Below are 13,120 nucleotides of genomic sequence, written 5' to 3'. Positions count from 1 at the left end.
CAATGCCAGACCGCACGATGAGCGAGAAGGAAGATGCACTGAACTTGTACATCGCATTATCGAGAGCTAGCCAATGGGTGAACGCACATGCGGATCGCGACATTCGCCGGCATGGGCTCAACCGAACTGAATTCGGCGTTCTCGAGCTGCTGTATCACAAGGGCCCGCAGCCGATTCAACAGATTGGCAGCAAGGTGCTTATGAGCAGCGGCAACATCACTTACGTTGTCGATAAGCTGGAGAAGAAACAGTTCGTCACACGAAGAACATCGACGGAAGATCGCCGCCTCATCTACGCAGAGATTACGGAAGAGGGCAAGCAGTTCATCGAACGCGTTTTCCCGAAACATGCGGAGGTAATCAACCAGGCATTGGCCGGATTGACGCAAGAGGAACGAACAGCAGCAAGTGGGTTGCTGAAGAAACTTGGCAAACACGCGCAGCAGGGCTACTAGCAATAGCGGTTAGAACAGGCGACCACGTTCGAATCGCTTAGCTTAAGCAGCCGGATGCTGCAAACTTACACTTTATATCTTAAATTAAAGATTCTCAATTTACAGAAGACTAACGAACCAAATCTTAAACGAAATTAATCGTAAACCAATCTAAGGAGATGGATCTATATGACAACTTATCAAACGCAAGGTATTCACCACATTACAGCTTTCGTTCGCAGCGCACAGGACAACGTCGATTTCTACGCAGGAGTACTTGGTCTTCGCCTCGTGAAGAAAACAATCAACTTCGACACACCAGAAGTTTACCACCTGTATTTCGGTGACCAGCAGGGCAGCCCAGGCACAATCATCACGTTCTTCCCTTGGGCTAACTCGCGCAAAGGCCGTGTTGGCGGCGGGCAAGTCGGCGTCACTACGTATGTCGTACCGCCAAACAGCTTCTCGTTCTGGAAAGAGCGCTTGAACAAATTCAATGTCGCATTCGAACAAACGGTACGCTTCGGCGAAACGTTCCTGCAATTCGAAGACCGCGACGGCCTGAAATTAGAGCTTGTTGAACGTGCTGCGGGCAAACCGAGCGAATGGGAGTTCGGCGGTGTATCGGTCGACAAAGCAATCAAAGGTTTCGGCGGCGCGATCCTGTATAGCACAGCGCCAGACCGTACGCAGCATCTGCTCGAGCATGTCATGGGCTTGCGTAAAGTTGGCCAAGAGGGACTGTTTGCACGCTATGCATCGACTGCTGACATCGGTAACATCATTGATGTACCCGTGCAAGCAGTGGAGCCAGGCGTAGGCGGAGCAGGTACGGTTCACCACATCGCATGGCGCGCAATTGACGATGCTGAGCATGCACGCTGGAGAACGCATATCGAAGAAAGCGGCTACCACCCAACGCCGATCGTCGATCGTCAATATTTCAATGCGCTGTACTTCCGTGAAGCCGGCGGCATACTGTTCGAGATTGCGACGGACCCACCAGGATTCGCACGTGACGAAGAGCCGGATGCACTTGGCGAAGAGCTGAAACTGCCTGAATGGTTTGAGCCAAAACGTGCGGCTATTGAGTCGCTTCTGCCGCCAATTGAAGTTCGTGTACTGGAAGGTGACGAATAATGAAGCATATCTTCAAGCAAGGCTCGAATCCGCAAGCGTCCGTACTGGTTATGTTCCACGGTACGGGCGGTACCGAGCAGGATCTGCTCGGACTCGCTGAGCTGATTTCGCCAACATCATCTGTACTGAGCATAAGAGGCAATGTACTCGAGAATGGCATGCCGCGGTTTTTCCGCCGCATAGCGGAAGGCGTCTTCGACGAGGAGGATCTCGTATTCCGCACGACGGAGCTTAACGATTTCCTTGAGCAGGCGGCAGCTGACTACAAGCTGGATCGCAGCAACTTTGTTGCCGTTGGCTACTCGAACGGCGCCAACATTGCAGGAAGTCTGTTGTTCCATTACGGAGGTTCATTGCGTGGCGCGATTCTCCACCATCCAATGGTACCGCGCCGCGGCGTGAAGCTGCCGGACCTGTCCGGTGTGCCGATCTTCATCGGCGCAGGGGAGAACGATCCGATCTGCTCGCCGCAAGAGACGGAAGAGCTGCAACGACTGCTTGGTGATGCGGGTGCGGCAATCGATGTTCATTGGGAGCGTGCGGGGCACCGCCTGACGCAGACGGAGGCAGAAGCGGCAGCACAGTGGTTTAATAATAATTTTGCGAAATAGACAGAGGAGGAAGTCCGATGATAGCGATTGATCCGACTGCGATAACCGAACGGGATAATTACAAGCTGCTGATCGGCAGCATCATCCCGAGGCCGATTGCCTTCGTCACCACATTGTCCGAAGACGGCGTGCTGAACGCCGCGCCATTCAGCTACTTTACGATCTTAACGGCGAACCCGCCGATGATTGCAGTGTCCGTTCAGCGTAAAGCCGGAGAGCGCAAGGATACTTCCCGCAACGCAATTGCGAAAGGCGAGATGGTCGTCCACATCACGGACAGTTCCTATCTGGAGCAGGTCAATCGGACAGCGGCCAATCTGCCACCGGAAGAAAGCGAAGTAACGCTTACCGGGCTCACGCCTGTTCCAAGCGAGCGGATCGCCGTTCCGGGCATTGCTGAGGCGAATATCCGCATGGAATGCGTACTCGAGCAGGCGATCCCGGTCGGGGGTTCTGAAGGGGCGCCGGCAGCGGATCTGCTGATTGGCCGAATCGTGCAGTATCACGTCTCGGAATCGGTGTATGATGGCAAAGGTCACATCGACCCAGTCGCATTGCAGCCGATCAGCCGCTTAGCGGGCGACTTCTATGCCAAGCTTGGCGACGTATTCGTCATCGAGCGTCCGCGCTGATATCGAAGCATATTAAAGCACGTATATACGACAAGCATTGCCTCGATTCGTTGATCGGGGCGATGCTTTTTTACCACATAAGAATGAATAAGTTTTCGAGTCTCTCGATAATTACAACCTAAAGAAAACCTAAAAAATGTAAACCGTCAACACGTCTTTACATCGCCATCATATATAATAGGTGCGAAATACACTAATTGATAGGGAGAGTGTTAATTCGTGTTGAAGAAGTTGTTATCGGTTATGATGGTTACCATTCTGGCGGCGTCCATGTTCGCGACGAGTGCGTTTGCGAAGAGTGATAATGCTAGACGAAGTTTAGTTGCACTGGGGGATTCGATTACATACGGCTACAATCTGGGCAAGGACAATTCTGAACCGTCCCAATACGCTTTTCCATTCTTGATGGCGCAAGTGGCTAAGCTTAAAGTGACGAACTTAGCGGTTCCGAAGCTAACCTCGTCACAGCTGCTGGACCTGGTGAAGAACGATAAGGGCTACCGTCAAGATCTGAAGCATGCGGACTACGTTACGCTGAGCATCGGCAACAATGATCTGCTTGCGGCAGTGTCTGGTGCAACGGTGAACGGTACACTGGATGTCGCACAGCTGCAAGCTAGCCTTGTGACGACGGTATTGCCAGGCATCCTGGGCAATGTGAAGAATACGATTGCGGAGATTCGTTCGCTGACGGATGCGCCGATTGTCGTGTATAACATCTATAACCCGTACCAAGTATCGAATCAGCTGATGCACACCTTGACGAATCAACTGTTGACGCAGCTCGTAAACAACAACCTTGGCGCACTCGTTCAATCGCTGGCGGCAGCGGATAAGTGCAATACGCTTGTGTTGGCTGATGCATATACAGCGTTCGGCGAGAACCAGCTGCTCTATGTTCGTCAGAACGATATTCACCCAACGATCGAAGGACAGAAGCTGCTTGCAGAGATTGGTGAAGTGGCACTGGGAATGAAGAAGTAACGTTTGAACGACAACTAGCGTAATCGACAATAAGCTGCATCAAGAAAGCCGAGGCCCAATTGCGGGTCTCGGCTTTCTTGATGCAGCTTATTAACCTTGCTTACGTTTAATCGGGATATAAATATCAATCTGCGCTTCAGGCAAAGCTGGGTTGCAGCGCTCATCGTACAGCTCGAACTCGGCTTTGCCGGCATGCTCATAGCCGGATTGCGGGAACCATTCGGTGTAGATCCGCTGCCACGTGCTCTGAACGGAGTGCACGAATAGCGCGCGCTCTACAAGCGGCGTCGTGAAGACCGCGTACTCGGTCTCGTCGAACTCGCGTGCGACTTGACCCTCCAGCATCCCATCGAATGTGTCGACTTCCATGCCAATCAGGTAATTGAATTGACTCGTCTCATAATTGAAGTTATAGCAGATGCCAAGCTCCGCCATCTGAGTCGAAATGCGATTCGGGATTTGCTGCGACAGCCCCCGATTAATGTAATCCTGCCAGAAAGCAGGAACTTCTCTCAAGTTGTCCCCGTTGCACGACGTGGTCGTTGTTTCATACCCGATAACCTTGAATGCTGGTTTGTTAATGATCCGATGTTCCAATTGAATTCCTCCTACAAAAGGATTGTTGTACTGCTGCAGCACATTCAGCTTGGTATAGGGCGGAGGTTTGATGCCCAGCTTGCGATACTCGCCTGGCGTTCTGCCGTACATTCGCTTGAATGCGCGCGTGAACGTCTCATGATTCTGAAAGCCGCATTGGAGTGCGATGTCGAGCAACCGCTCATCCGAGTAAGCGACCCGATAGGCGGATACGGCCAGACGCCGCTGGCGCACATAATCCATTACCGTTTCTCCCGCCATGGTCTGGAAGACGCGGTGGAAGTGGAAGTCGGAGAACCCTGCGACCTGCGCAAGCCGCGATAAAGATAGTTCTTCATCCAGATGCTCCTCCGCATAATCAATTGTCATCTGAACCATTCTTGGGTAATCCACTCTAACGCGATTCATGCGATCTACCTAACCTCCTAGCTGCCGTGCCGCTGCTGAAACCTATTGTACACGGATCGTATGTTCGTTTCTTGACGATAATTGCTTTTCTAAGCCTGAACCTGAATCTTGTAATCCTTCTTCAAATATTGATGGATCCGCTTGAAATCAGCGGCGTCCAGCTCGCGCAGCGGTTTCTTCTCGCGTCCGATGATGATGCCGATCACCTGTGCGGCAAGACCGGTATTCGGTTGAATGCGCACGCTGCCGTAAGCAGCAGCTTCCGCACCAACATTTTTACCCGCGGTCAGCAGATTGTCGATCCCTTTGATCTCGAATGAACGAAGCGGCAGTCCATAACGATCCGGCTTGCCAAGGCCTTGTCCATAGGGAAACCTGCGCGTGCCCTGCACATCGATCGGGTAACCGCCAATGCTTACGTTATCCCAGAACATGCGGCTGTTCATCAGATCGTCCCGCTTAAGAACATACTCCGATACGTATCGGTCATGCTCCCGAATATACAAGTAGTCGGGCAAAGTGTCGAGCTGCGCTTTACTGTAGCCCGGAATGTTCTTCCGCAGGAACTCAAGAATACGAGGCGCTTCATCTTGGGCTTTCTTAATCGCAGCTTGCACGGATTTGTCGTCCGACGGATTCACGTCATAGATAAGCAGAGCGTTAATAATGACTCGTCCGTCCCGCTGATAGGTTGAATTGATGCCGCGCAGCTTAAGCTGGGTGTCCTTCGGTTTGAACTTAGCGGTCAGATTGCTGAAGCCAGTGCCGAAGTTCCAGTCGACATACGTGCCGGGACCGTATTTGGCCGCAAGCTTGGTCAATGGATAGTCACGCAGCGTCGCTTCATGCAGCTCGTTCCAATTCACATTTTTGAATCGAAGCATGTAGGTTGCCGCCATATATTCCGGGGCGGGGCCGCCACCCTTGAACAAGGATTCGGTACCCGGTATACGGGTGAGCCCGAGCCTGCCAGCAATAGCCGCGAAGTCTGTGTTCTCAACCCAGTATGAAGCGGCGACCGTATGCGTCTTGGCATCGCGGGACTTGTATGTGATGGATTGGATCGAACGCGAACTGCCTTTGGGAGTGGTCTGAACCGAATGAATCGATTGGATCGTAATGCCGCTCTCAAGCGGGATGGACTTAATCAGACCGTTATAATATTGATTGAATTCAGCGAAGGTCCGAATGGACTTGTTGTTATAGCCGTCAAAAAGTCGCTTCATCTCACCTTGTACGAGACTACGCGCTTTGGCATCATGCGGTTCGTCAAGAACTAACATTTGACCTTGAATGAGCTGACCGCCAGGCTTGGGACGCGGATCGAGAATGAGCACGCTTTTTCCTAGCTTGTGTGCGGCCTGAGCCAGAAGTATCCCCTCTAGCTCGCTTCCGATGACGACGACATCATAGTGTTGGCAGGGTGTTGTACAAGAAGTCGCGGCCGCGGCCGCCTCGGATCTCGGAGAAAATGTCACACTGCTGCTCAATAGCAAGGCAACAGCAAGCAGGGATAAGACGATCATACGAATCGGTCTATACCAGTCACCTGTGCTTTGTTGCTGCTGGCCATCCAAATGTACGTCTGTCGTTCGGGTGCGCGTAAGCATGGGTAGTGATCGCATAATGGTGCAAGCCCTCCTTTTGTAATAAATGGGATATACATGAAAAAAATTCGACGAAAAGTTCGAAATACCTACAGCATTCATCATTTTCTCGACTTGGTGCAGCTGATGCGTGAGTGATGATAGAAAACTTTCATTTCTGACGAAGTGATAGTTTTTTACTAAATCTCCAAATAACCATGACATTCGTTTTACAAACCGTCTCTATAGTCATAGGCAAGCGGTACAAAACTTAAGAGACGAGACGATGAACGTCCGTCGCTAGGAGGAACAGTTTCATGCAAACCCGGCTTCACAAGAACAAGTCACTGCTAGCTATGATCATGCTAATCTGCGCGATTATGCTCATGACGGCATGCGGCACGACGAGTAAAGACGAGCCAGCATCAACGGAGTCTAACGCATCCACTGACACGACAACAACACCAGCTGCAGACAATGCAAGCAACGGCAGCGATACGAGCGCTGCAACTCCAGCAGCCGAGACGGTAGAGGATCTGTACGCGAAGGCGAAGGAAGGCGGCAAGTTGATCGTCTACTCGACATCGGGACGCGCCAATGATGCAGCAGAGACATTCATGAAGCAGTATCCGGGCATCGAGGTTGAAGTCAGCAAAGTGAAATCGGACGAGATGATGGACAAGGTGACGAAGGAGCAGGACGCAGGACAGTTCAACCCGGACGTCATTCTGACCAAAGAAGTTAGCGGTGCGGTCTATGAAGAGATGGTCAAGCAAGGCCGCTATATCAAATATTTGCCGGAGGAGTTCGCCGAGGTGGTGGACGAGCCTTACCGTACGCAAGCTGAAGCTTATGCGAACTATGTAGAGTTCCGTACGATTTTCTATAACACATCGACTTATTCGCAAGCGCCAGTAACGAACTGGTGGGACCTGACGACACCGGCGTTCAAAGGCAAAGTATACACGGCTGATCCGCTCAGCTCGCCAGCGTTCATGGATCTGTTCACGACGATGGTCATTAACAGCGATGATATGGCGGCTGCTTACAAAGCGAAATTCGGCACAGATATCGAGCTGCATGGCACGGACAATGCTGGCTATGAGTTCATTAAGCAGCTGTTCGATAACGGTCTGATCGTGCTCAAAGGAAGCGACGACGTTCTTGATGCCATCGGCAAAGCGAGCAGCGAAGCAGTAGGTCTTGCAGTATCGGGCGACGTATCGAAGAACGAAGAGAACGGCTGGACGATTGCGCCGATTCTGGACATTCAGCCGAAGACGTCCGTACCGGACTCGGGTTACCTGTTCATCGCGAACAAAGCGCCGCATGAAGCAGCAGCGAAGCTGTTCATCCGCTGGATGATGGGCGAGAAGGATGGCACGGGTGCAGGTATGGAGCCATTCAACAAGCTCGGTTCTTGGGTGCCTCGTTCAGACGTGAAAACGAAAAATGACGTTGCGTTCGAATCGCTGAACCTGTGGCTGTTCGACGGCGAGAAGCTGTACAACACTGCGCCGCAAGTACGCGACTTCTGGATCAAGCACAATTCATGACGAACCGCATGTACAATTGGTTGCGCAATCCCGTTCATTTGATCGGGATTGCCGCGCTTTTCTTGCTGTCCTATACGATCATCTGGCCCGTGATGCGAATCGTATCGACGACGTTCTTCTGGCGGCAGCAGGATACGCGATTGACCGCAGAAGCTGACCCAGGTCACTTCACGCTGTACCACTGGGAGCGGGTTCTGGCGAGCGACATGAGCTACTCGCTATTTTATAAGCCGATTATGCATTCGCTCAGCGTAGGGTTCGCCGTCTCGGCATTGTCTATGGTGCTCGGCTGCGGGCTTGCATGGCTCGTCGTACGGACGAATATGCCGCTCAAGAAGACGATTACGTTCTTGGCTGTCATTCCGTATTTATTGCCGTCGTGGATTCTGTCCCAGGCATGGCTAACCTTTTTCAAAAATGGCAAAATCGGCGGAACGCCAGGCATTATGCAATCTTTGTTCCATATATCGCTGCCAGACTCGATCTCGTACGGCTTCGTCCCGATTGTTATCACGATGTCGATCCACGACAGCGTCTTCTTCTTCCTGCTTGTCGGCGCTGCGCTCAGCTCGATGAACAGCCAGCTGGAGGAGGCGGCGAGCGTGACGGGAGCGCCGCGGCTGACGATTTTGCGACGGATCGTGTTTCCGCTTGTGATGCCTTCGATTCTGTCTGGATTCATTCTGATCTTCACCAAAGCGATAAGCTCTTATGGTGTACCTGCATTACTCGGCGCGCCCGTCAACTTCCATATGATTTCGACGATGCTTTATTCGAGTATGCGATCGCGGCTGACGACGGAGGCGAATGTGCTCAGTCTGACGCTGATGCTCATCTCCATGCTGACGATCTATATGAATCAGCGGGTGATCGGACGCAGGCGCAGCTTCGTTACTGTAACCGGCAAAGATAGCGCGAAGACGTTGACGCCGCTTGGTCGATGGAAACATCCTGTGGCGATTGTGACGGTTGTCGCTATGACGCTGACGGCTCTAGTCCCGCTGCTTATCTTGCTGCTGCAATCTTTTATGCTCAAGGAAGGCAACTACAGTCTTAGCAATCTGACGATGCATTATTGGACCGGAGGTTCCGACCCCGGCATTAATACCGGAGAGAAGGGCGTGCTTCACAATCCGATCTTCAAGCTGGCGCTTCGCAACTCGCTTTACATTGCAGGTGTCGCGGCTGTGCTGGCTGCGGTTATCGGCTTGGTGCTCGGCTATGTCGTAACACGGAGCAAGCAGTCTTGGCTTGGACGGGCGGTCGATCAAGTATCGTTCCTGCCTTATTTGATGCCAGGCATCTCGCTTGCTGCCATTTACATCTCGATGTTCGCGAAACCGACGTTGTTCATCCCGGCGCTGTACGGCACGATCACGCTGCTCATCGTGATAACGATTGTGAAGGAGCTGCCATTCACGGTGAAAGCAGGCAGCGCCTCGATGATGCAGATCGGTCGAGAGCTGGAGGAAGCAGCGCAGATCGGCGGAGCGAGTTGGTTCACGCGCTTCAGACGCATCCTGCTGCCGCTCAATCGGAAGAGTCTCGTATCGGCTTTCCTGCTCGTCTTCATCAGTGCGATGAAGGAGATGGAGCTCATTATTCTGCTCGTTACGCCGCGTACGGAGACGCTGACAACCCTCACGTTCTACTATGCGGAGAAAGGTTATGAGCAGTTGACCAACGTCATCCTCATGATAATCATCGCGATTGTCATTGTTGTATATATCTTCGCGGTTCGTTTCGGCAAGGCGGATCTGACGCAAGGAATTGGAGGGCAATAGAATGGGACCGACTGCTATCGAGCTGCGGAACATCCAAGTCTCGCTGGATCGAAAGCCGATTCTGCAAGACATTAATCTCACGATCGAGCGGGGCGACTTCATGACGTTCCTCGGGCCGTCCGGCTGCGGCAAAACAACGCTGCTCCGCACGATCGCAGGGCTGCAGAAGGCGGAGCAAGGGACGATTGTGATCAGCGGAAGAGAGGTTGCCAATGGTGCGACCGACTTCCATATGGAACCGTCGAAACGAAGATTAAGCCTCGTCTTCCAGAGCTACGCGCTCTGGCCGCATATGACGGTTTATGACAATGTGGCGTTCGGCCTGCAGGTTCGCAAAATGCCGAAGCTGGATATTCAGAAGAACGTACATGCCGCTTTGGCCAAAATGCGAATTCCAGAGCTCGCCGACCGTTATCCGAGCGAGCTGTCGGGCGGTCAGCAGCAGCGCGTAGCGATTGCGCGAGCGATCGTGACGGAGCCGGACATCCTGCTGCTCGATGAGCCGCTGTCCAATCTGGATGCGAAGCTGCGCGTCGAGATGCGCGCCGAGCTGAAGCGAATTCATCAGGAGCTGAACACGACGATCATCTACGTGACGCATGATCAGCATGAGGCGATGACGCTGTCAACGAAGGTCGCCGTCTTCTTCGGCGGACGAATCGTGCAGCTGGATCGGCCCCGCGAGCTGTATAAGCATCCGCGCACGCTGCAGGTGGCGCAGTTCATCGGCAATACCGGCCTTCATATGAATGCGGTGGACGGCAGAATTATGGGCGACAGCAGCAGTGGTTACCGTCTGCAGACGCCGCTTGCAGTCGTGCCGCTCGAGCATGCGTCATCTGTTCACGTCGGACGGGAAGTTGTTATGACCGTAAGGCCAGAGGATATTAAGCTGCTCGTGAATCGGATACCGGGAAGCACGGCTGCGACGGTGGAAGCGATTTTCCCATCGGGTGCGGATACGCATATTCAATTGCAAGCCGGGGGCGCCTCGATGATGGCGCGCGTCATGGGTGAGCCGGATTGTGAATCCGGCAACCTGCTGTTCATGCATGTAGACACGGATCAAATCAACCTGTACGACAAACAGACGGGTGTGCGGATCGAACATCGGCATGCCCGCCAACAAGACGAACGAGCGAAGGAGAACGACCACAATGAAAATCGACTTTCATATTCACGTTAAGCTTTCGAAGAAAACCAATTTCGATATCGACCACTTCAACAGCATTCTTGATGAGGCAGTGGCGAACGGACTTGATGCGATAACGTTAACGGAGCATTTCAATACGCACCGCTTCGAGGATGTGTACGGTACGCTGGACCGCATGTTCACGTGCAACAACCATTACTATGATCGCGACGGCTTCAAGATCTTCACCGGTATGGAAGTCGATGTAGCCGAAGGCGGCCATATCCTCGTCAGCGGTCCGAAGGATAAGCTGCTGGAGATTCGCGCGATTCTGGAAGATCACACGTCGCTGGACCATTTCATCGGCTTGGAGCGTCTGTTCGAGCTGTGCGAGCCGCGGGGCATGATGGTCATTGGCGGACACCCGTTCCGCGAATCGAATCATCTCTACCATGTCGATCGCGAGCTGCTGAAGCGGTTCGATGCGTTCGACCTGAACGGCAAGGACCTGCATGAGATCGGCATTCAAGAAAACATCGCGAAGGTGCTGACGCTGGGCGAAGAGCTAGGCGTGCCGGTTGTTGCAGGCAGCGACGCGCATCAGATGTTCCAGGTGGGCTGTGTGCATAACACGTTCGTGGGTAACTTCGAGACGATTGCCGAATTGAAGGAAGCGGTTCGCGCTGGAGCCTATAAACGCGTGCTGTCGCCATCGCTCCATCTTCAAGTGCGGGCCGCGAATCTAGTGAAGAAGCTGCTGAAGAAGAAGACGGAAGTGGTCTAACCGATGACGGGAGGGGCTCGGGTGCTGTTCGGGAGCTACAAGCTGACGCGAGGCCATCGGCTCATCGCGGATTATATAAGCAAGAATCTCGATGATATTCCGTTTATGGTCGAAGAGGATCTGGCTGCTGCCTGCCAAGTGAGCGTATCGACGGTATCGCGCTTCTGGATCGAGGTCGGCTCGAAGAACATGAAGGAGTTCAAACAGAAGCTGAAGGACGAAGTTATCATGTCCCCGTCCCGTAAGCTGCAGTCGGCTTTTAGCAAAATGGAAGAGCAAAAGGGCGCGGCAGCAGCAAGCGTCATGGCGCCAACTGAGTACCTGCGTCAGTCAGCCGATCGGCTGGACCAAACCTCGTTCCAAGCGGCGGCAGATCTGCTCGCGGAAGCCGGTATGGTCCATATCTATGGCCCCGGTTCAGCGGAATGTTTGACGGCACTGCTCGACTTCCGCTTAACGCGGTTTGGAGTTTATGTGAAGCGGATTGCTCGTGGCGGGCATGAACTGTTCGAGGATATCGTGCATATGCATCCGGGGGATGTGATCGCGCTGTTCGGCTTCGTGGCGGAGTCGCCGGAGATGGTTGTGCTGCTTGATGCCGCGAAGCAGCGCGGCTGCAAGACGCTGCTTGTAACGGACCTTGCAGTCAGCCCGATGCTGGAGAAAGCGGACATTGTCCTTTATACGGCGCGCGGACAGCAATGGGAGTTCCACTCCATGGTGGCTCCGATCGCTGTAATGGAGGCGCTCATCGTCGCGGTCGGCAAACAGCGGGAGCAGCAGGCGCTCGCGAACAGCGAAGAGCTGCACCGGCTGCGCCGGCAGTATCAGAAGTGGCTGCCGAAGAAGGTGTAGCGGTAGCAATGACGGTGAGCAGCATAGCCATTGAATTGAAACGGCTGAGCAGATGATCAATCTGTCTCAGCCGTTTGTATTTAATGGCACTACTGCATGGGTCCCGCACACCGCATACCGTGCCTAGGGCTCGCCACAACGGTCGTCACGGTGCTTATTCGGCCCAGAGAGAGCTTTTTCAAATTCTAACGGTTGCATTAGGGGCTTATTTGCGAGTTAATCAACAAAAATCGTTATTTTGCCGTCTATAGCTTCAATAGCAACCGTTACAGCTTCAAATGGTGTCATATAACCGAAATAACCACTGTGGCAACCGCTAGACTTGACCTCGGAGGAGGAGTTGTTAGGCCTATTACCATAATGGCGGGACGGTTGTTCATTACCCCCAGGTGCTGTTCTTTTATGAAACATACATTTGTTTAAGACAATGTTTACGGTTGCTGGAGAACCTATGCGGCTCAAAAGGAGCAGGTTCATATTCTAACGGTTGCGGTGGAACTTATGGATGTACGAAGCAGCCCCAATATGTTGGTTTACCTCCAATAGCTTCGCTGGTAACCGTTAGCTTTATAAATGCCTCAGTATTGCCGTAATAGCAGCTAAGACAACCGTTAAAC

The 13,120-nt window shown here is 52.9% G+C and carries 12 protein-coding genes; 10 read left to right on the top strand and 2 right to left on the bottom strand.

What is annotated here, in order from left to right:
* Positions 1-2 precede the first annotated feature (2 nt).
* The 5 genes from H8B09_RS21425 (at position 3) to H8B09_RS21405 (ending at position 3,801) form a co-directional block, all read left to right on the top strand.
* On the top strand, positions 3-455 hold the full coding sequence (locus H8B09_RS21425; protein ID WP_224753835.1) for a MarR family winged helix-turn-helix transcriptional regulator: 453 nt from the start codon (positions 3-5) through the stop codon (positions 453-455).
* A 168-nt stretch (positions 456-623) separates the two neighbouring features.
* Complete coding sequence (locus tag H8B09_RS21420; protein WP_191205585.1) at positions 624-1,574, top strand: ring-cleaving dioxygenase; 951 nt, start codon at positions 624-626, stop codon at positions 1,572-1,574.
* Positions 1,574-2,185 (top strand): alpha/beta hydrolase, encoded by a 612-nt coding sequence (locus H8B09_RS21415; protein ID WP_191205584.1) that lies wholly within the window; start codon positions 1,574-1,576, stop codon positions 2,183-2,185. Before H8B09_RS21420 ends, H8B09_RS21415 begins: the two co-directional genes overlap by 1 nt.
* 17 nt (positions 2,186-2,202) lie before the next feature.
* Entirely contained in the window at positions 2,203-2,817 is a 615-nt protein-coding gene (locus tag H8B09_RS21410; RefSeq protein WP_191205583.1) for a flavin reductase family protein, read from the top strand.
* A 219-nt stretch (positions 2,818-3,036) separates the two neighbouring features.
* A complete protein-coding gene (locus tag H8B09_RS21405) occupies positions 3,037-3,801 on the top strand; it encodes a GDSL-type esterase/lipase family protein (protein WP_191205582.1) in 765 nt (254 codons plus the stop codon).
* Between the two features lie 90 nt (positions 3,802-3,891).
* Here the strand turns inward: H8B09_RS21405 and H8B09_RS21400 are convergent, their stop codons facing one another.
* Both H8B09_RS21400 and H8B09_RS21395 read right to left on the bottom strand, forming a co-directional pair.
* Positions 3,892-4,806, bottom strand: coding sequence for an AraC family transcriptional regulator (locus H8B09_RS21400; RefSeq protein ID WP_224753834.1), 915 nt, complete (start codon positions 4,804-4,806; stop codon positions 3,892-3,894).
* 89 nt (positions 4,807-4,895) lie between these two features.
* Positions 4,896-6,431, bottom strand: a complete 1,536-nt coding sequence (locus tag H8B09_RS21395) for an FAD-dependent oxidoreductase (RefSeq protein ID WP_224753833.1) — start codon at positions 6,429-6,431, stop codon at positions 4,896-4,898.
* 278 nt (positions 6,432-6,709) lie between these two features.
* Here H8B09_RS21395 and H8B09_RS21390 point away from each other — a divergent pair, with 278 nt between their 5' ends.
* The 5 genes from H8B09_RS21390 to H8B09_RS21370 are packed head-to-tail and all read left to right on the top strand — an operon-like array spanning position 6,710 to position 12,503.
* A complete protein-coding gene (locus H8B09_RS21390; RefSeq protein ID WP_224753832.1) occupies positions 6,710-7,948 on the top strand; it encodes an ABC transporter substrate-binding protein in 1,239 nt (412 codons plus the stop codon).
* The gene (locus tag H8B09_RS21385; protein WP_191205581.1) at positions 7,945-9,732 is read left to right on the top strand and encodes an ABC transporter permease; all 1,788 of its coding nucleotides are present in this window, start codon (positions 7,945-7,947) and stop codon (positions 9,730-9,732) included. Before H8B09_RS21390 ends, H8B09_RS21385 begins: the two co-directional genes overlap by 4 nt.
* A gap of 1 nt (position 9,733) precedes the next feature.
* Positions 9,734-10,918 (top strand): ABC transporter ATP-binding protein, encoded by a 1,185-nt coding sequence (locus H8B09_RS21380; RefSeq protein ID WP_191205580.1) that lies wholly within the window; start codon positions 9,734-9,736, stop codon positions 10,916-10,918.
* Positions 10,890-11,648 carry a PHP-associated domain-containing protein gene (locus H8B09_RS21375; protein ID WP_191205579.1) on the top strand — a complete coding sequence of 253 codons (759 nt, stop codon included), beginning with the start codon at positions 10,890-10,892 and terminating at the stop codon, positions 11,646-11,648. The genes H8B09_RS21380 and H8B09_RS21375 overlap by 29 nt, the downstream gene beginning before the upstream one ends.
* A 21-nt stretch (positions 11,649-11,669) precedes the next feature.
* Complete coding sequence (locus tag H8B09_RS21370) at positions 11,670-12,503, top strand: MurR/RpiR family transcriptional regulator (protein WP_318152681.1); 834 nt, start codon at positions 11,670-11,672, stop codon at positions 12,501-12,503.
* Positions 12,504-13,120 lie beyond the last annotated feature (617 nt).

Source organism: Paenibacillus terricola, assembly GCF_014779765.1.
Taxonomy (GTDB): domain Bacteria; phylum Bacillota; class Bacilli; order Paenibacillales; family Paenibacillaceae; genus Paenibacillus_T; species Paenibacillus_T terricola.
This window is presented reverse-complemented; position numbering and strand designations above follow the sequence as displayed.